Below are 18,078 nucleotides of genomic sequence, written 5' to 3'. Positions count from 1 at the left end.
TTCCCGCGCGGGCGCCGGAGCGACAGAGAAGAACGCGCAGCAACGAGCGCACCGTCCCGGCTCTGTGGCCCTCCGACGGGAACGGCCACCCTGGCGGCCATGACCATGCCCGGCGACCTGCCGCTGTCCTTCTCGCAGGAAAGACTGTGGTTCCTCGACGCGTTGCGGCCCGGCGGGACCGAGTACCTCCTCCCGCTGACCCTGCGAGTCCGCGGCAAGCTGGACGTCGCCGCGCTGAGCCGTGCGCTCGACGCGTTCGTCGCCCGCCACGAGGTGCTGCGGACGCGGTACCGCAGCCGCGAGGGCGTGCCAGTCCAGGTCGTCGGGAAGCCGCAGCCGGTGCCGCTGCCGATCGAGGGCGTCACGGAAAGCGAACTGGACACCGTGGTCGCGGCCGAGCTGACCGTGCCCTTCAATCTGGCGGCCGACCTGCCGTTGCGCGCCCGCCTGCTCCGCCTCGACGCGCGCGAGCACGTGCTGCTGATCGTCGTGCACCACATCGCCTTCGACGGCGCGTCCTGGGACATCCTCGCCGCCGAACTCGCCGAGCTGTACCGCGCGTTCCACGCCGGCACCCTGCCCGAGCTGCCCGCCCTGCCCATCCAGTACGCCGATTTCGCGCTCTGGCAACGGGAGGACGCCCAGACCCGGCTCGCGGGCCAGCTCGCCTACTGGCGCGAGCGGCTCGCCGGACTTACCCCGCTGGAGCTGCCGACCGATCGACCCCGCGGACCGGTGTGGGACCCGGCCGGCGCGGCGGTCCCGGTCGAGGTCCCGGCCGCGCTGGCGGAGCGGCTCACCGCGCTCGGCCGGTCCCGCCGGGCCACGCCGTTCATGGTTCTCCTGGCCGCCTACCAGGTCTTTCTCGCCCGGCACACCGGCGGCACGGACGTCGCCGTCGGCTGCCCGGTCGCCGGGCGCACCCCGGCCGAGGTCGAGGGGCTGGCCGGATTTTTCGTCAACACCCTCGTGCTGCGGGCCGACCTCGGCGGCGACCCGGCGTTCACGGCCTTTCTCGACCAAGTGGCCGGGACCGCGCTGGACGCCTTCGGCAACCAGGACGTCCCGTTCGACTGGCTCGTCGGCGAATTCGAACCGGACCGCGACCTGTCCCGCAACCCGCTGGTCCAGGCGTTCTTCGGCCTGCACGAGGTGGCCGAGCAGCGCTTCCGGCTGCCCGGGCTGGACGTCGAAGAGTCCGATGTGGACTGGACCGCCGCGTCGTTCGACCTCGGCCTGCAGTTCGAACACCGCCCGGACGGGTCGCTGACCGGCACTCTCACCTATCCGACCGCGCTGTTCGACGCCGCCACCGCACACCGGCTGACCGCCCGCTTCCTGCGCCTGCTGGAAAGCATCGCCGACGATCCGGCGCAGCGGCTGAGCGAGCTCGCGCTGACCCCGGACGCGGAACTCGCCCTGCTCGCCGACTGCGCCTCGGCACCAGGCGGCGAGGTGGTGCCGGGGTGTTTCCCCGACCTGTTCGCCCAGCGCGCAGCCGAAACCCCGGACCACCTCGCGGTCCACTGCGGCGGACAGGAACTCACGTACGCGCAGCTCGACGCGGCAGCCAACCGGCTCGCCCGCTACCTGCGCGCGTGCGGGCTCGGCGCGGAAGCAACCGTCGGCGTGTGTCTCGAACGGAGCGTCGATGCGGCCGTCGCACTGGTCGGCGTGCTGAAATCCGGCGCGGCGTATGTCCCGTTCGACCCGGCCAACCCGCCCGACCGGCTCGCCTACCTCGTCGAGGATGCCCGCACCGCCGCCGTCGTCACCGAGGAACGCTACGCCGGACTGTTCGCCGACACCGGCTGCCCAGTCGTCACGCTCGACCAGACTTTCGGATCCTCTTCGGACAGTCTGGATTGGACAGTAGACCCCGACCATCTAGCTTACGTCATCTACACTTCCGGATCGACCGGTCGCCCGAAAGGCGTCCAGATCCAGCACGGCTCCTATGCCGAACACGCGCAGATCATCGCCCGGGAGTACGGAATCACCGCGGCCGACCGAGTGCTCTCGCTCGCCTCGCTGGCCTTCGACGGTTCGCTGGAGCAGATCGGCGCGCCGCTGCTGGCCGGTGCGTCCGTGGTGCTGAGCGATCCGCTGTTCTGGGAACCGGAGGAACTCGCCGACCAGCTGGGCCGGCACCGGATCACCAGCGTCAACCTCACCCCGGCCTACTACCGCGAACTGCTCGGCGTGCTCCGGCCGCGGGACCCGCGGGTCGCGCACCTGAACATGGTGAACGTCGGCGCGGACGTCGTCACGACCGAAGACGCCCGGCGCTGGCGCGAACTCGGCTTGCCAGGCCGTTTCGTGGCCTGCTACGGCCCGACCGAGGCGACGATCTCCAGCATGCTGCAGTGGGCCGACGCCGCCGACCTCGACGCCGCGAGCCTGCCGATCGGCCGTCCGGTCGCCGCGACCAGCGCATACGTGCTCGACCCCGCCGGATACCCGGCTCCGGTCGGCGTCCCCGGCGAACTGCACCTCGGCGGCCTGCGCGTGGCGCGCGGCTACCTCCGCCGCCCCGCGCTCACCGCGGACAAGTTCGTGCCGGACCCGCACTCGCCCGGCGCCCGGCTGTACCGCACCGGAGATCTCGCCCGCTTCCGCGCGGACGGCACGATCGAGTTCCTCGGGCGGCTCGACCGGCAGGTCAAGATCCGCGGTTTCCGGATCGAACTCGGCGAGATCGAAGCCGCCCTCGACGCCCATCCCGCGGTGCGCGCAGCCGCGGTCGTGGTGAAAGACCTGCCGGAACGGACATTGGTCGCCTATGTCGTCGCGGCCTCCGGGGAGCCGGATTTCGCCGCACTGCGGGCAAGTCTGCGGTCCCAGCTGCCGGATTACCTCGTCCCGGGGCACTGGGTCGCGATGGCTGCGCTTCCGCTGACGCCGAGCAAGAAGGTGGACCGCGCCGCACTGCCGGACCCCTCAATCGGGGACACGGTCCGAGCCGAACCGATCGCCGAACCGTCCTCGGAGGTCGAGCACGCTTTGGCGGACATCTGGCGGGAAGTGCTGCGGGTGGAGGAAATCAGCGTCCACGACGACTTCTTCCGCATCGGCGGGCACTCCCTGCTGGCCACCCGGGTGCTCGCGCGGATTCGGAAGAAGCTCGGGGTCCGAGTCTCGCTGCGGGATCTCTTCGCTGCCCGAACGGTCGCCGAGCTGGCCGTGGTCATCGAACAAGCCTGAAGTCCGGCGCTCGCGCACGCATGGGCGAGGAGCTGCCTCCCAGCTCCTCGCCCATGGAGTCCTGACCGCGCTTAGCCCAGCGCGTGCTCGACGTCCACATCGGACAGTGTCGCCACGTACTCTGCCACCGCCCGGTGGACCTCGGCCGCCAGCAGCTCCACCGTCGGCGCCTCGAACACCGTGCGCACCGGCAGTTCCACCGGGAACCGCTCCCCCAGCAACGCGACCACCCGGGTCGCCAGCAGGGAATGGCCGCCCAGGTCGGCGAAGAAATCGTCGTGCACGCCGACGCGTTCGAGGTCCAGCAATTCCCGCCACACCTCGGCGACCGCCTCCTCGACCGGCGTCCGCGGCGCGACGAACTCCGCCGTCGGACCGGCTTCCGCTGGTTCCGGCAACGCCGCGCGGTCGACCTTGCCGTTGGGCGTGATCGGCAGCTCGTCGAGCCAGGACCACAGCGAGGGCACCAAATGCGCGGGCAACCGGGCGAGCAGGAATTCCCGCAGCTCGGCGACGGCGGGCCGCGCGGCTACCACGTGTGCCGCCAGGACCCGGTCGCCGTCGCGTTCGTAGGGCACGACCACGGCCGATCGCACGAGCGGATGAGCGGTGAGCGCCGCTTCGACCTCGCCCGGTTCCACGCGGAAACCCCGGATCTTGACCTGCTGGTCGAGCCGTCCGAAGAAGGCGAATGTCCCGTCCGGCCGGAGTGCGACCTCGTCGCCGGTGCGGTAAAGGCGTCCGCCGCCACCAGCCGGGTCGGGGACGAAGCGTTCCGCGGTCAGCGCGGGACGACGGAAGTACCCGCGGGCGAGACCGGGTCCGCCGAGCAGCAACTCGCCTCGCGCGCCGGGTTCGACCGGCACGCCATCGGCATCCGCGACGAATGCGTGCGTGTTCGCGATCGGCTTGCCGATGGGAATCGGCCCGGCAGTGTCGGCAACGGTCATTCCCCGGTGCACGCAAGCGAAAGTCGTGCACTCCGTCGGACCGTAGCCGTTGCTCATCTCGGCGCCGAGCTGTTCGATCACCCGCCGCGCCTGCACCGGCGGCACGACGTCGCCGCCCGCGATGACGTGCCGCACTCCGGCGAGCGCGGAGACCCGGTCGTCGACCACATGCCCGAACAGCCCGGAGCTGAGCCACACCGTGGTGACCCCGAACCGGCGGACTGCCTCCTCGATCGACGCGGCAGTCGGCACTCCCGGCGGCAGCACGGCGAGCGTCGCGCCGGTGGCGAGCGCACCCCACAGCTCGAACGTCGAGACGTCGAAACACAGCGACGTCAGCAGCAGGAACACTTCCCCGGCACCGAAATCGGCGAAGCCGGAACCGTGCACCAGCCGGACGACCCCGCGGTGGGTCACCTGCACGCCCTTCGGCAGACCGGTGGAGCCGGAGGTGTACATCTGATAGATCAGGTTGTCCGGCACCACGTCCGCGCCCGGCGGAGTGTCCGGCCAGCCGCTGAGGTCGGCTTCGTCGGCGAGAACGACGGTCGGCGCGGCTGAGACCCGGTCCGCCAGCGCCCGTTCGGTCACCGCGACCGTCGCGCCGGAATCGCCGAGCATGAACGCGAGCCGCTCGGGCGGATAAGCCGGGTCGAGCGGGACGTAATAGCCGCCCGCCTTGAGGATGCCGAGCATCGCGACCAGCAGGGTCGTCCCGCGCTCCAGGCACAGCGCGACCGGCGTCTCCGGCCCGATTCCCCGTGCCCGCAGCAGATGCGCGAACCGATTGGCGCGCCGGTCCAGTTCGCGATAGCCGAGCCGTTCGTCGCCGGACAGCACCGCCGCAGCCTCCGGCGCCGCGGCGGCGTGCCGCGCGAACAGCTCGTGCACGCACAGGTCGGGCAGCGGCACGTCCGCGCCGCGCTCAGGCTGCATGGTCATGAAGGCGTCCTCCCGCGTCGAACGGTTCCGACTGGAGCATGACCAGCCGTCCGCGCGCGGGCCAGAGACGAACGCGCAGACATCCGCGCGGAGTCAGCGTTTCAGCGGCCGCCGGACCCCGAGCCACGCACTCCACCCGAACAACCCGGCCAGCAGCGCCGCCGACACCGCCAGCAGCCCCAGATCGGCCGGCAACGCGTCCGAGTCCAGCTGATCCGCCCGATGCGGCGCGACGATGCCCGCCCGGTCCTCCACGACGTCGACCGTCTCGCCGAGCTTCATCCGCGACTTCACCGCCAGGTCCTCGACCAGCAGCGTGCCGTCCGGCCGGTCGACCCGCGCGGTGCAGGCGGTCCCGCCCTTGACGTGATGGCATTCGGAGGACACCGCGGTCGCGCGGTACCGGTCGCCGTCCGCCGCGAGGTAGCCGACCGACGTGACTCCGACGGACACGAGGTAGCAGCCGGTCAGCAGGAAGCCGCCGACGAGGAACCAGCCGCGTCCGGAGAACATGAACACCGCCGAGGTCGCCAAGGCGGCGAGCAGGAGCCCGAAGAGCAGTCCCGCCGCGGCCGCCACCGAACTGGAGCTGACGAACCCCACCGCCGCCGCGCCGCCGAGGACCACCACCGCGAGCCAGCACCACCCGGCACGCAGAGCGACGGCCCGACCGCTCGCCGGAGCCGTTTTCCGCGCGGAATCCCTTGCCGCAGCGGGCTTTTTCGTGGACACGCCGCGAATCATGACACGCCGCGTCCCGGTTACCTACCGGCGAGCGTGCTGCCCCTCGGCCGGCGCCCGGAAGAACGCCCGCACCGGCACGAGCAACCCGGCCAACGACAGCACCACGAAGACCACCTGGTGCACGTGGTCAGTACCCGGCGGCAGCCGGAATACCCAATGCAACAGCCAGAAAACCGGGTAGAACCACAACGCGAACCACGCCCACCGCTCCCCCGCGCGGAAGGGGAACACCGCGAGCAAGCCGCCGAACAACCCGAGCCCGGCGGTGGCGAGCGCGTCGGTGCGGTAGAGCAACGCGTCCCCGGCGGGCGGCACGATGGCCACCACAATCCCGAACCCGAGGATCCCCGCGCTGACCACCGCGAGGCAGATCCAGCCGACCCGCATCGGCGCGCCACCGTTCATCCGGCGAATTTACCCCGGCTCAGCCGGTTCCACTGGCTCAGCAAGACACCGGTCCGCCGGCAACGCATCAGCCAGCCGATGCAGTGCCTTCTTCACCGCCGCAACCGACATTCCGCGTTCATGCCGTTGATTCTGGTACAGATCGGGCGCCAGCGGAGCCAGCAACACGTCCGGCAACGCTTCGTCCCGCAGCCCGGCTTCGCGAACCTGCGCCGCCACGAACACCCGCCAAAACCCGTACGCCCCGGTCTGATACCGCCGAGCCCCGGTCTCTGCGCCCAGCGCCAGCGGCAAATGCTTCTCCAGCAAATCGATCATCGCGTCGTAAAACGCCACCAACCGCTCGCGCGGCGGAGCACCCGGCCCAAGCGGCGGCGGACCGGACAGCATCGCCTCCTGCAGCCGCCGCTCGTGCTCGTCCAGCAACGCGACGGCCACCGCGGCGACGCTGTCGTAGCGCCGGTACAGCGTTCCGCGGCCGACCCCCGCCGCCGCGGCCAGGTCGCCCATCGTGATGTCCGGACCCTTCGTGGCGAACAGGTCCTCGGCCGCGGCGAGGATCCGCTGGCGGTTCGCCGCGGCGTCCGCCCGTTCCGTGACTGGCTTGCTGTTCACCCCGTCACTGTATCTGGACAGCGTGTCCGGATCGAGTACAGTCATAAGTGGACACAGTGTCCACATGACTGATGGGGGGGCAATCCATGCACTCGTTCACGCTCGCCGGCCGTTCCGTGCGCCGGATCGGCTACGGGACCATGCAGCTCGCCGGGCCGAAAGCCCTGGGCGAACCGGCCGACCCGGACCGCGCCAAGGCCGCCGTCCGCGCCGCCGTCGACGCGGGCGTCCGGCTGATCGACACGTCCGGCTACTACGGGCCCGAGGTCGCGAACCGCCTGCTCGCCGAGGCGCTCCGGCCCTATCCGGACGACCTGCTCATCGCCACCAAGGTCGGCGCGCGCCGCAGCCCGGACGGCGGGTTCGTCGCCGATGCCGCGCCGGCAGCGATCCAGGCGGCCGTCCGGGACAACCTCGCGCAACTCGGCGTCGAGCGGCTTCCGTTGGTGCACGCGAGATTCATGCCCGACAGCACGGTGCCGTGGGCGGAGACCGTCGGGGCGCTCGCCGCACTGCGCGACGAGGGCCTGATCGAACACGTCGGCATCTCGAACGTCACGCTCGAGTTGCTGGACCAGGCGCGCGCGGTCACGCCGATCGCGTCCGTCGAGAACGAGTACCACGTCGGCCGCTCCGGCGGCCGGGACGTCCTCGACGCGACCACCGCCGCCGGGATCCCGTATCTGGCGTTCCGTCCGCTCGGCAACGGAGCGCTGGCCGGAGAGGGTTCGCCGTTGACCGAGCACGCCCGGCGGCTCGGCGTTCCGGCGGCGACCCTGGCGCTCGCCTGGCTGCTGGACCTCGCGCCCAACGTCGCCGTCATCCCCGGCACCAGCGATCCCGGCCATCTCGCCGACCTTGTCGCCGCCGAGGAACTGGCCCTGCCGTCCGCCGTGCGCGCCGCGCTCGACGAGGCCTGACGATGGGCTGGATCGCCGTCCTCGCGGCCGGGCTGCTCGAAATCGCCTGGGCGCACAGCATCCGCCTCACCGACGGCTTCACGAAACTCGTCCCGACGCTCGTCTGCGGCGCGCTCACCGTGCTCGTGCTGTACGTGCTCAACGTCGGCATGAAGACGGTCCCGGTCGGGACGGCCTACGCGGTGTTCGTCGGCATCGGCGCGGTCGGCACCGCCGCGGTCGGGATTTTCTGGCTTCGCGAACCGGTCAGCGTGCCGCGGATCCTCGCGCTCGCGCTGATTCTTGGCGGAGTCGTCCTGCTTCAGCTGACCTCCCGGACCGCGTGAGGGCGGGGCCGGTCCAGCCCGGACCGGCCCCGCCGCACCCGTCGCCCGGAGTTCCGCGGAGTTCCCCGGCGTTCCGCGGCCCGGAACCGCTTCGGCCGATCAGGCGTCACCCGTCCGCCGGGATCGCCCACGGGCTGTCGCCTTCCGTCATCCGCCCGTGTGTCCGGCGGCATCGTTAGGGCCCCGGCGACCGGCGCCCGGACACCCCGCAGGAGTGGCTTCCTAGGCCAGAAGAGGCACGCCGGACCGCTCCCGCCAGCCCGCGAGTGAATTCCCGCGAATCGTCTTGTCCGCGCAAAAGAATCCTCGCTAGCCTCGGACGCAGAAGGAGAAAGCCGAGCGCCTCGCGCCAGGACGAAGCGCGCCGGCACAGTTCACCGCGCGCCGACCGGAAATTGCGGTCCGAAAAGGGAGTACATGATGACGTCTGTTGCCCGCCCGGTTGCCCGCACCGCGTATCAGCAGTCGGTCGCCGACTACTGGAACGCCGAAAAGGATCCGGTCAACCTGCGCCTCGGCGACGTCGACGGGCTTTACCACCACCACTACGGCATCGGCGACTACGATCCGTCCGTTCTGGACGGAAGCGGCGAAAAGCGGGACAAGGCGATCATCGCCGAAATGCACCGGCTGGAGACGGCGCAGTCGCAGTTCCTGTTGGGCCACCTCGGAGACATCGCCCCGACCGACCGGCTGCTCGACGCCGGGTGCGGGCGCGGGGGCACGAGCGTGCAGGCGCACCAGCGGTTCGGCTGCCGGGTGGACGGCATCTCCATTTCCGAGCAGCAGGTCGATTTCGCCAATGAACAGGCCCGGCTGCGCGGAATCGACGATTCGGTGCGATTCCATCTCCGGAACATGCTCGACACCGGATTCGAAAGCGGCGATTTCGCCGGGATCTGGAACAACGAAAGCACGATGTACGTCGACCTGCCCGAGCTTTTCGCCGAACACGCGCGGCAGCTCGCCCCGGGCGGCCGGTTCGTGACCATCACCGGATGCTACAACGACCTGACCGGCGGGCGTTCGCGCGCGGTGAGCCAGATCGACCAGCATTACATCTGCAATATCCACGCGCGCGGCGACTATTTCAAAGCGCTCGCCGCGACCGGCTTCGTCCCGATCAACGTGGTGGACCTGACCGAGGCGACGATCCCGTACTGGGAGCTGCGCGAGCAGTCGTCCGTCGCGACCGGCATCGAGAAGCCGTTCCTGACCGCCTACCGCGAGGGCAGCTTCCACTACCTGCTCATCGCCGCCGACCGCGTCTGAGCGGGCCGACATGACCGGAATCGCAGCGGTCCGCCCGGACCTGGCCTGCCCGTCCTCGCTGTGGGCGGGCCCGGTCGGGCTGGGCACGTCGGCCGCGCGGATCGCGGCGCAGTTCGCGCCGTCCGGCGGGCAGGACCCGGCGTACGCGGAACGGGAATGGGGCGACGGCAGCGCGTCGCCGCTGTACTGCCCGGTCGTGCGGCGGGTGGACGAACCGCTCGCCGAGGAGGTCGACCGGCGGCTCGTCGCGTGGGCGGAGGACTGCGGGTTCGACGGCGAGGGGCTGGACCAGATCGCGAACGCCGGCTTCGGCAAGCTCGCGATGCTCGCCCACCCGGACTCCTCCGACCCGGACCGGCTGCTGATCGCCGCGCAGCTCAACGCGGTGTGGTGGGCGGCCGACGACTACTACGCCGACGACAGCTCCCTCGGCGCCTCGCCGACCGAACTCCCGCCGCGGCTGGCGCTCGTGATGGCCGCGATGGACCCGGTGGCGCCCGCAGGCGAGTTCACCGCGCCGCTGGAGGAGGCGCTGCGGGCCGACCCGATCCGGGTCGGGTTCCATTCCGCGGTCGACCATCTCGGCAGGCACGGTTCGCCGGTGCTGGTCCAGCGGGTCTGCTATTCGACGTTCGCGATGTTCGTCAGCTGGGACGCCTACGCCGCGTGGCGCCACACCGGGCGCTACCCCCCGGCCTGGGAGTACCTGGCGGCCCGCCAGCACGACAGTTTCTACACGTCGATGACCCTGATCGACGCCGTCGGCGGGTACGAACTGCCCGCGCCGTTCTACTACGACCCGCGCGTGCGGGAGGCGATGATGCGCGCGGGCACCGCGACGGTCCTGGTCAACGACCTCCATTCGGTGGCCAAGGACGCGGCCGACGAGAACCCGGTCTGCAACATGGTGCTGCAGATCGCCGCCGACCGGAACTGCCCGGTCTCCGAGGCGGTCGAGACCACGGTCGCCCTGCACAACCGGATCGTGCGCGAGTTCGAGGAGGGCCATCGCGCCCTGCTCGCGATCCCGTCGCCGGAGCTGCAGCGCTTCCTCGCCGGCGTCCGCGACTGGATGGGCGGCGGCTTCGAATGGCACGCCACGAACCCCCGCTACCGATCCTGACCCCCGACTCCCGAGCCCAGGCTTCGCAACCGAAGACAAGGTGGTTTCGCTGTGACTGTCACCGACCCGGTCGACTCCGCGGACGTGGAAGACCAGGAACCCTTGAGCCTAGGCCGCGCGGCGGCGCGGCAACTGGCCACGACCACGAAGTCCGTGCCGCAGATGCAGGGCATCAGCACGCGGTGGCTGCTGAAGGTGCTGCCGTGGGTCGAGGTGTCCGCGGGCACGTACCGCGTCAACCGGCGGCTGTCCTACACCGTCGGCGACGGCCGGGTCACGTTCGTGACCAGCGGCTCCGAGGTCCGGGTCATCCCGCCCGAACTCGGGGAGCTCGCGCCGCTGCGCGGATTCGACGACGAGGCGGCGCTGGCCGAGCTGGCCGGCCGGTTCGAACAGCGCGAATACCAGCCGGGCGACGTGCTGGCCGAATTCGGCAGCCGCGCCGACCAGGTGTTCCTCATCGCGCACGGCAAGATCACCAAGGCCGGGGTCGGCGCCTTCGGCGACCAGACCGTGCTCGGCACGATGCTGAACGGCGACTACTTCGGCGAAAACGTGCTGACCACCCCGGACGGGATCTGGGAGTACACCGCGAAGGCGGTCACCGCCGCGACCGTGCTGACGTTGTCGCGCCAGGAGTTCGAAGGCGTGCTCAACCGCTCGGAAGCGCTGCGGGCGCACCTCGACGCCTTCATCTCGGGCGGAGACACGGCCCGCAACGAACACGGCGAGGCCGAGATCGCCCTCGCCGCGGGCCACGACGGCGAACCGAAGCTGCCGGGCACCTTCGTCGACTACGACACGTCCCCGCGCGAGTACGAGCTGAGCGTGGCGCAGACCGTGCTGCGGGTCCACAGCCGGGTCGCCGACCTCTACAGCGAACCGATGAACCAGACCGAGCAGCAGTTGCGGCTGACCGTCGAGGCGCTGCGGGAGCGGCAAGAACACGAGCTGGTCAACAACCCCGACTTCGGCCTGCTGAACAACGCCGACTTCGACCAGCGCGTGCCCACCCGCACCGGCCCGCCGACGCCGGACGATTTCGACGAGCTGCTCTCGCTGGTGTGGAAGGACCCCGCGTTCTTCCTCGCGCACCCGAAGACGATCGCCGCGTTCGGGCGGGAATGCAGCAAGGCCGGCGTCTACCCCGGTTCGGTCGACCTCGGCGGACACCAGGTGCCCGCGTGGCGCGGCGTGCCGATCCTGCCGTGCAACAAGATCCCGGTCACCGAGACCCGCACCAGCTCGGTGCTGCTCATGCGGACCGGCGAGCAGGCGCAAGGCGTCGTCGGGCTCCACCAGACCGGGCTGCCCGACGAGTACCAGCCGGGCCTCAACGTGCGGTTCATGGGCATCAACGAACAGGCCATCCTGTCCTACCTGGTCTCGGCCTACTATTCCGCCGCCGTCCTCGTGCCCGACGCGCTCGCCGTGCTGGAAGCCGCCGAAATCGGCCGGGAGGGCTGAGCCCGGTGCCCGTCACCGAACAACAGGAGCAGCAGCTCTCCCTCGGCGTCAAGGCGGCCCGGACCCTCGCCACGACCACCAAGTCGCGGCCGCAGATGCGCTCGATCACCCCGCGGTGGCTGCTTTCGCAGCTGCCGTGGGTCGAGGTGCCCGGCGGCAGCTACCGGGTCAACCGGCGGCTCACCTACACCGTCGGCGACGGCAAGGTGAGCTTCTTCCAGACCGGGCCGCAGGTGCAGGTCGTCCCGCTCGAGCTGACGGAAATCGAGCTGCTGCGCGGGTTCTCCGACGAAGCGGCGCTCGGCGCGCTGGCCGACGCGTTCGAGCAGCGCGAGTACGAGGCGGGGAGCACGCTCGTCACCGCCGGGCAGGCGCTGGACCAGCTCGTGCTCGTCGTGCACGGCAAGGTTTCCCGGCACGGCCAGGGCCAGTTCGGCGCGGAAACCCATCTCGGCACCTCCACCGACGGAGACCACTTCGGCGGGGAACTCCTCACCGGGAACGACGCCACCTGGGGGTTCACCGCCCGCGCCGCCACCCGGGTGGTCGCGCTGGTGCTGCCCGCCGGCGCGTACGCCCGGCTCAACGGCAGGCTCGACTCCCTGCGCGCGCACGTCGCGCAGGCCGTGTCCCGGCCGCGGAAACCGCAGAACCACAAGGGCGAGGCGAACATCCACCTGTCCGCCGGGCACGACGGCGAACCGGTCCTGGCCGGAACGTACGTCGACTACGAGCCGTCGCCGCGCGAGTACGACCTCGCGGTGGCGCAAACCGTCCTGCGGGTGCACAACCGCGTCGCCGATCTGTACAACGACCCGATGAACCAGTTCGAGGAGCAATTGCGGCTCACCGTGGAGGCGCTGCGGGAACGGCAGGAACACGAACTGGTCAACAACCCGGATTTCGGCCTGCTGCACAATGCCGACCTCAAAACCCGGATCACCACCCGCACCGGTCCGCCGACGCCGGGCGATCTGGACGAACTGCTCTGCCGGCGCCGCAAGACGCGGTTGTTCCTCGCGCATCCGAGGGCCATCGCGGCGATCGGCCGCGAATGCACGCGGGCGGGCATTTATCCGGATCCGGTCGTGGTGGACGGGAAACGCGTCATGGCGTGGCGCGGGGTCCCGATCCTGCCGTGCGACAAAATCCCGGTGAGCGAGGCGGGCATCACCTCCGTGCTCGCGATGCGCACCGGGGAAGACGACGCGGGCGTCATCGGATTGCGGCCGAAAAATCTCGCCGACGAATACCGGCCCGGGCTGAATGTGCGGTTCATGGGCATCGACGACCGCGCGGTCTCGTCCTATTTGGTCAGTGCGTACCACTCCGTCGCGGTTCTCGTGCCGGACGCGCTGGGCATTCTCGAGCACGTCGAGATCGCCCGGTCCTGAGCCGCGCCGATGCTCGCCGGAAGCACTGCGCTTCCGGCGAGCATCGGCGATTGTGCTTGTACGCCAAGCATTACTCGGACTCAGTCCAGATTAGACATTCCTCACCGGTAGATGTGCTTCTCCGGCAAGCGAACCGCCGCGAACCCGTTCGCGAAGTTCGCGTCCACCTGGGCCGACTCCTGTGCGTCGGGCATCGCGTTCTTGCACGTGATCCCCGGCCCGTGCCCAGACATCAGTTCCGAGCAGGGTCCCTCGTAGTGGTCGGGAAGACCGAGGTTGTGGCCGATCTCGTGGGCGATGATCCGGGTCGGGTCGTTGCCCTCGGCGACCTGCTGGGTGTCGATGTAGATGTCGCCGTTGCCGTGCCCGTCGGTCTGGGTGTAGGACCCGCCGCCGGTGGTTTCGTGCATGATGATCGTCGCGGCGCCGCCGCTGTTCAGATGCACGTTGTGCACGGAGTTGTTCCAGTTCGCCGCGGCCTGGGTGGCCTCGGCCTGGTAGTCGGGCAGTCCGCTGGCGTCGTAGTACAGCTCGACCGCGTCGAGCGGCGCGGCCGTCGCCGTGCCGGCTCCGGTCAGCGGCAGCACCAACGCCGCGGCCGCGCCGGCGGCCAGGCGGCCAAAGCGGTGCAGGGTCATGGTTTTCTTCCTCTCCGCACGAGGGGGGTCAGCTTCCGATCTGCTGCTGGATCCACGACATGTACTGGGCGATGCCGGTGTAGAGGGTGGTGGTGGCGCATTCGCCGCCGTTGTCGCCGGGGCCGTGGGTTTCGCCCACCAGCGTCCAGTTCCCGGTGGTGCCGACGATCGCGGGGCCGCCCGAATCGCCGTGGCACGCCGAATGCGCGTAGTCGCCGGAGATGCAGACGTCGCCCGCGCCGCCGCCGCCCTCGGCGCACGCGCTGCTGTCGAGGACCTGAAGGTCGATCTGCTGCAGGGTTTGCGGCGTCTGGCAGTTGGGCCAGCTCGTGCAGCCCCAGCCGAGCAGCCGTGCGGTCGTGCCCGGGGCGGGGTTGCTCTGCGCCATCGCGACCGGCGCGGACTGGGCGGGCTGGCTCAGGTGCATCATCGTGAGATCGGTGCCCTGATCGGTGATCACGTTGTCGATCTGGCCCACTTCGCCGGAATTGATGTCGGTGGACCCGATCCGCGCCTGCGAGGCCTGGCCGCAGTGGTTCGCGGTGATGATCCACTGGGGCGCGACGAGGCTTCCGCCGCAGCCGTTGTCCAGTGACACCATGAACGAGTAGGTTTCGGTGGCGTCGCTGCCTCCGATGATGGCCGGCTGCGCCGCTGCCGCCGGCGCGGCGACCCCGAACAGCAGGGCGGCCGCGCCCATCATCGTCAGCATTGTTTTCCGCATCGCTTTCCCTTCCATAGCAACCGATCCCGCCGAGAGCGGGTTCGGACTTCGGCCGGGATACGGCCGGGGACCACTTCGCGGGCGCCGGGCCCGCGACGGAAACCACAGAGTCCCAGGGCCGCCGGAGTCCGAACACCATCGAAAGGAGGGACAAAGCCGGAAGACGAACCGTGCGCGGCGGCACGAACTGCGATTACCGGGATGAACCGAACGCGGAATACGCCGTTCCGCATCGGCGTCCGCGCTGTTCGCCGAGCCGCTAATGGCGGCGATACGGGACTTCCGTTGAGCGGACCGCGCGAACCGCTGAACAGCAAAGCCGAACGGGATTCGCGACTTTCGTGGGTATAACGGATTGCCCGGCGTCCCTAAACTGCGAATTGCGCCCCGCATTCGCTGACCGCGGCGCGCCATCGTCCTATTCGCAAGAAACGGAGATGTGCATGATCCCAGCACTCAGTCAAAGACACGGCGGACGCGGCGGAGTCGCCTTCGCCGCGGCGGTTCTGGCCGCTGGATCAGTTTTCGCCGCCTCGGGCGTCGCGGCGGCCCAGCCCTCGGCGGCCCCGCTGAACGCGAGAGCCGCGACCGCCATGTCCGCCAGCCTCGCGAAGTCGCTCGGCGACCGCACCGTCGGCTCGTACTACGACCATTCGTCCTCGCGGCTGACGGTCACCGTCACCGACCAGGCCGCCGCCGCCCAGGTCCGTGCGGCCGGCGCGACGCCGAAGTTCGTGAAATACCGTGCGTCGCAACTGAAAGCGGTCACCGCGGAACTGGCCCGCACGGCGAGCGTCCCCCGGCACCGCGTGGCGCGTCGACCCGCGCACCGGCCAGGTGCTCGTCACCGCCGACTCGACGGTCACCGGCGCCAAGCTCGCCCAGGTGACCAACGCCGTCCACCGCTTCGGCGACAAAGCGCGTTTCTCCCAGACGAAAGGCAAGCTCCGCCCCCTGATCAGCGGCGGCGACGCGATCTGGGGCCAGGGCCTGCGCTGCTCGCTGGGCTTCAACGTGCACACCTCGAGCGGCCAGGCCGCGATCCTGACCGCCGGCCACTGCGGCGTGGCGACCAACGACTGGTGGGCCGACCAGGGCAACTCGCAGCACATCGCGAGCACGTCCGCCGCGAACTTCCCGGGCACGGACTACTCGTACGCCACCTACGACGCCGGCGTGGACGCCCCGAGCGCCGTGAACACCGGCCAGCAAATCACCGCGGCAGGCGACGCGACAGTAGGAGAAACCGTCACCCGAAGCGGCTCGACCACCGGCGTACACGACGGCCAGGTCACCGGCCTCAACGCCACGGTGAACTACCAGGAAGGCAGCGTAAGCGGCCTGATCGACACGACAGTGTGCGCAGAACCGGGCGACAGCGGCGGCTCGCTGTTCGACGGATCCACCGCACTGGGCCTCACCTCGGGCGGCAGCGGAGACTGCACCTCCGGCGGAGAAACCTTCTTCCAGCCAGTCCCCGCAGCACTGAGCGCATACGGACTGACCCTGCCGTAAAAAGAGAAACGTGAGGGGAACCCTGAGTGAACTGGGCCCCGGAAGTTGGACTGGTTATGTAGAGGTTAGGCGGCGAGGGTCTGGGCCCGGTATTCGGCCGGGCTCAGGCCTTGGAGCGTGGTGGAGATGCGGGTGGTGTTGTACCAGTCGATGTAGTCGTGCAGTGCCGTGATGAACGTGTCGACGGTGTCGAACTTGGTGTGGTGGAAGAGTTCTTCTTTGAGGTGGCCGAAGAAGTTCTCGGCGACGGCGTTGTCCAGGCAGGTGGCTCGCCGGGACATCGACTGGGTCAGGCCGGCGTCGGCGAGCAGGGAGCGCCAGGAGGCGTGCCGGTACTGGAAGCCCTGGTCGGAGTGCACCAGCGGGCGGGCTCCGGCGGGCAGGGTCGCGATCGCGGCGCGCAGCGAGGAGTTCGTCAGCTCCAGCGTCGGGGACGGCCCGCAGGCGTAGGCGATCACGGACCGGTCGAACAGGTCGATCACGGGCGAGAGGTAGACCTTGCGGTCGCCGATGCGGAACTCGGTCACGTCGGTGACCCATTTGGTGTCCGGGGCCTCGGCGCCGAACTCGCGGTTGAGCAGGTTCTCGGCGGCCGTGCCGGGCCGGCCGGGCCAGGACCGGCGCCGGCGCGGCCGCCGGACCTGGCAGACCAGGCCGAGGGCGTTCATCAGCGCGAGCACGGTTTTCTTCGCCACCCGCCAGCCGGCGCGGGCCAGGACCGTGTGGATCCGCCGGTGCCCGTAGCGGCCGCGGGCGGCCTCGAACGCCTCGGCGATCGCGGCCTTGAGCCCGGCGTGCGGGTCGGGCCGGTCGGGCCGGGCCTGGTGGTAGAAGAACGTCGACCGGGCCAGGCCCGCGACCGCCAGCAGCACCGGCAGCGGATAGTCGGCCTTGAGGGCGGCGACGGCCTGGGTTTTCACCCTCGCCCCTGCTCCCTCAAGGCCCGCAATTTTTTTAGGTAGGCGTTCTCCGCCGACAGCCGCAGGTTCTCCGCCCGCAACCGCTCCAGCTCGCCGGGACCCGGCGAGTCCGCGACACCGGGCGGACGGCCTTTCGGCTTGGGCCGCAACGCGTCCTCTCCCTCGCGCCGATACGCCCGCGCCCAGTTCTCCACGAGTTTGGGCGAGGACAGCCCGTGCTCGCGCGCCAGCTCGGCCGCGGTCGCCTCGCCGCCGACATACCGGCGCACGACCTCCAGCTTGAACTCGAACGCGAACGACCGCCTGCCTGGCTTGTCCATCAGCGCTCCCGCGCTCCGCAGCCTCCAACGATCACGCAAGCGTCGCACGGCACCCGCCGACACCCCCAACCGGGACGCCACGGCCTTCGCGCCATACCCGTCCTCGAACAACGCAACAGCGGACGCCCGCTGCCACTCAGACAACGAACTGCGTGGATGCAACGAACCACTCCCCGGACAGCTGGAACTGGATTCCCAGTCCAACTTCCGGGGCGCAGTTCAGAGGGACTCAGAGTCCCTCAGGGTTCCCCTCACGTCCCTCCGCCGGACGTGAAGGGCTCCTTGAGGGAATTAGATTCCCTCAAGGAGCCCTTCACGGACCGCTCCGCGCCGACCCCGCCGGGATCCCCCAATGTGGCATTGGGTGCGTCAGATGCACCGAACGCCACATTGGGTGCGTCACATGCACCCAATGCCACATTGGGGCGCTACCCGCGACCCGGACGCCGCCCCGCTCGAAGCAACCACGCACCCAAGCCGCGCAACAAACCGCAGCCACTGCACCCAAACACCGGGGGCACCCACCCCTCCCCCATCCCCGATACAAAGCCGCCCTGCGGTTCGGGGGTGCTTGTCAAGGCATCTTTCCCGCCTTGACA

18 protein-coding genes and 1 pseudogene are annotated in these 18,078 nt (G+C 70.2%); 8 read left to right on the top strand and 11 right to left on the bottom strand.

Annotated elements, in window-relative coordinates:
* Positions 1–99: 99 nt before the first annotated feature.
* Complete coding sequence (locus SSMG_RS15885) at positions 100–3,204, top strand: non-ribosomal peptide synthetase (protein ID WP_009077446.1); 3,105 nt, start codon at positions 100–102, stop codon at positions 3,202–3,204.
* 71 nt (positions 3,205–3,275) lie between these two features.
* Here SSMG_RS15885 and SSMG_RS15880 read toward each other — a convergent pair whose 3' ends face one another.
* From SSMG_RS15880 to SSMG_RS15865, 4 genes are all read right to left on the bottom strand, one after another.
* On the bottom strand, positions 3,276–5,096 hold the full coding sequence (locus SSMG_RS15880) for a non-ribosomal peptide synthetase (protein WP_009077444.1): 1,821 nt from the start codon (positions 5,094–5,096) through the stop codon (positions 3,276–3,278).
* Between the two features lie 93 nt (positions 5,097–5,189).
* The gene (locus tag SSMG_RS15875; protein ID WP_158688039.1) at positions 5,190–5,828 is read right to left on the bottom strand and encodes a hypothetical protein; all 639 of its coding nucleotides are present in this window, start codon (positions 5,826–5,828) and stop codon (positions 5,190–5,192) included.
* A gap of 33 nt (positions 5,829–5,861) precedes the next feature.
* Positions 5,862–6,245 carry a hypothetical protein gene (locus SSMG_RS15870; RefSeq protein WP_009077441.1) on the bottom strand — a complete coding sequence of 128 codons (384 nt, stop codon included), beginning with the start codon at positions 6,243–6,245 and terminating at the stop codon, positions 5,862–5,864.
* 9 nt (positions 6,246–6,254) lie between these two features.
* The gene (locus SSMG_RS15865; RefSeq protein WP_234392832.1) at positions 6,255–6,860 is read right to left on the bottom strand and encodes a TetR/AcrR family transcriptional regulator; all 606 of its coding nucleotides are present in this window, start codon (positions 6,858–6,860) and stop codon (positions 6,255–6,257) included.
* A gap of 86 nt (positions 6,861–6,946) precedes the next feature.
* Here SSMG_RS15865 and SSMG_RS15860 point away from each other — a divergent pair, with 86 nt between their 5' ends.
* The 6 genes from SSMG_RS15860 (at position 6,947) to SSMG_RS15835 (ending at position 13,362) form a co-directional block, all read left to right on the top strand.
* Positions 6,947–7,780: an aldo/keto reductase gene (locus SSMG_RS15860; protein ID WP_050788197.1), complete on the top strand. Its 834-nt coding sequence runs from the start codon at positions 6,947–6,949 to the stop codon at positions 7,778–7,780.
* Positions 7,781–7,782: 2 nt separating this feature from the next.
* Positions 7,783–8,106, top strand: coding sequence for a multidrug efflux SMR transporter (locus tag SSMG_RS15855; protein WP_009077435.1), 324 nt, complete (start codon positions 7,783–7,785; stop codon positions 8,104–8,106).
* Between the two features lie 420 nt (positions 8,107–8,526).
* The gene (locus SSMG_RS15850) at positions 8,527–9,378 is read left to right on the top strand and encodes a geranyl diphosphate 2-C-methyltransferase (RefSeq protein WP_037717266.1); all 852 of its coding nucleotides are present in this window, start codon (positions 8,527–8,529) and stop codon (positions 9,376–9,378) included.
* Positions 9,379–9,388: 10 nt separating this feature from the next.
* Entirely contained in the window at positions 9,389–10,501 is a 1,113-nt protein-coding gene (locus tag SSMG_RS15845; RefSeq protein ID WP_009077431.1) for a family 2 encapsulin nanocompartment cargo protein terpene cyclase, read from the top strand.
* Positions 10,502–10,552: 51 nt separating this feature from the next.
* Positions 10,553–11,968 (top strand): family 2B encapsulin nanocompartment shell protein, encoded by a 1,416-nt coding sequence (locus tag SSMG_RS15840; protein WP_037713810.1) that lies wholly within the window; start codon positions 10,553–10,555, stop codon positions 11,966–11,968.
* Between the two features lie 5 nt (positions 11,969–11,973).
* Positions 11,974–13,362, top strand: coding sequence for a family 2B encapsulin nanocompartment shell protein (locus SSMG_RS15835; RefSeq protein WP_037713808.1), 1,389 nt, complete (start codon positions 11,974–11,976; stop codon positions 13,360–13,362).
* Between the two features lie 101 nt (positions 13,363–13,463).
* On the opposite strand, the gene SSMG_RS15830 is transcribed toward SSMG_RS15835, so the two are convergent.
* The 4 genes from SSMG_RS15830 to SSMG_RS47650 form a co-directional block, all read right to left on the bottom strand.
* Positions 13,464–14,000, bottom strand: a complete 537-nt coding sequence (locus SSMG_RS15830; RefSeq protein ID WP_009077425.1) for a snapalysin family zinc-dependent metalloprotease — start codon at positions 13,998–14,000, stop codon at positions 13,464–13,466.
* A 28-nt stretch (positions 14,001–14,028) separates the two neighbouring features.
* Entirely contained in the window at positions 14,029–14,724 is a 696-nt protein-coding gene (locus SSMG_RS15825; RefSeq protein ID WP_100267062.1) for a trypsin-like serine protease, read from the bottom strand.
* Positions 14,725–15,184: 460 nt separating this feature from the next.
* Complete coding sequence (locus tag SSMG_RS47655) at positions 15,185–15,319, bottom strand: hypothetical protein (RefSeq protein ID WP_353611757.1); 135 nt, start codon at positions 15,317–15,319, stop codon at positions 15,185–15,187.
* 48 nt (positions 15,320–15,367) lie between these two features.
* Positions 15,368–15,493 carry a hypothetical protein gene (locus SSMG_RS47650; RefSeq protein WP_353611756.1) on the bottom strand — a complete coding sequence of 42 codons (126 nt, stop codon included), beginning with the start codon at positions 15,491–15,493 and terminating at the stop codon, positions 15,368–15,370.
* 68 nt (positions 15,494–15,561) lie between these two features.
* On the opposite strand from SSMG_RS47650, the gene SSMG_RS47645 reads away from it, so the two are divergent.
* A complete protein-coding gene (locus SSMG_RS47645; protein ID WP_009077421.1) occupies positions 15,562–16,239 on the top strand; it encodes a S1 family peptidase in 678 nt (225 codons plus the stop codon).
* 65 nt (positions 16,240–16,304) lie between these two features.
* On the opposite strand, the gene SSMG_RS15815 is transcribed toward SSMG_RS47645, so the two are convergent.
* The 3 genes and pseudogenes from SSMG_RS15815 to SSMG_RS47640 all read right to left on the bottom strand — a co-directional run.
* Entirely contained in the window at positions 16,305–17,159 is an 855-nt protein-coding gene (locus tag SSMG_RS15815; protein WP_009077419.1) for an IS3 family transposase, read from the bottom strand.
* On the bottom strand, positions 17,156–17,479 hold the full coding sequence (locus tag SSMG_RS46945; protein ID WP_234392755.1) for a helix-turn-helix domain-containing protein: 324 nt from the start codon (positions 17,477–17,479) through the stop codon (positions 17,156–17,158). Before SSMG_RS46945 ends, SSMG_RS15815 begins: the two co-directional genes overlap by 4 nt.
* A gap of 39 nt (positions 17,480–17,518) precedes the next feature.
* Positions 17,519–17,590, bottom strand: a pseudogene (locus SSMG_RS47640) (hypothetical protein); the annotation flags it as partial.
* Positions 17,591–18,078 lie beyond the last annotated feature (488 nt).

The organism is Streptomyces sp. AA4, assembly GCF_000158875.1.
Lineage (GTDB): Bacteria > Actinomycetota > Actinomycetes > Mycobacteriales > Pseudonocardiaceae > Amycolatopsis.
This window is presented reverse-complemented; position numbering and strand designations above follow the sequence as displayed.

Excerpts from the sequence above, each read along its gene's own strand:
- SSMG_RS15885 (WP_009077446.1), top strand. The coding sequence starts at position 100 with ATGACCATGCCCGGCGACCTGCCGCTGTCCTTCTCGCAGGAAAGACTG.
- SSMG_RS15880 (WP_009077444.1), bottom strand. The coding sequence starts at position 5,096 with ATGACCATGCAGCCTGAGCGCGGCGCGGACGTGCCGCTGCCCGACCTG.
- SSMG_RS15870 (WP_009077441.1), bottom strand. The coding sequence starts at position 6,245 with ATGAACGGTGGCGCGCCGATGCGGGTCGGCTGGATCTGCCTCGCGGTG.
- SSMG_RS15860 (WP_050788197.1), top strand. The coding sequence starts at position 6,947 with ATGCACTCGTTCACGCTCGCCGGCCGTTCCGTGCGCCGGATCGGCTAC.
- SSMG_RS15855 (WP_009077435.1), top strand. The coding sequence starts at position 7,783 with ATGGGCTGGATCGCCGTCCTCGCGGCCGGGCTGCTCGAAATCGCCTGG.
- SSMG_RS15850 (WP_037717266.1), top strand. The coding sequence starts at position 8,527 with ATGACGTCTGTTGCCCGCCCGGTTGCCCGCACCGCGTATCAGCAGTCG.
- SSMG_RS15845 (WP_009077431.1), top strand. The coding sequence starts at position 9,389 with ATGACCGGAATCGCAGCGGTCCGCCCGGACCTGGCCTGCCCGTCCTCG.
- SSMG_RS15830 (WP_009077425.1), bottom strand. The coding sequence starts at position 14,000 with ATGACCCTGCACCGCTTTGGCCGCCTGGCCGCCGGCGCGGCCGCGGCG.
- SSMG_RS15825 (WP_100267062.1), bottom strand. The coding sequence starts at position 14,724 with ATGCGGAAAACAATGCTGACGATGATGGGCGCGGCCGCCCTGCTGTTC.
- SSMG_RS47655 (WP_353611757.1), bottom strand. The coding sequence starts at position 15,319 with ATGGCGGTCGCGGCTCTCGCGTTCAGCGGGGCCGCCGAGGGCTGGGCC.
- SSMG_RS46945 (WP_234392755.1), bottom strand. The coding sequence starts at position 17,479 with ATGGACAAGCCAGGCAGGCGGTCGTTCGCGTTCGAGTTCAAGCTGGAG.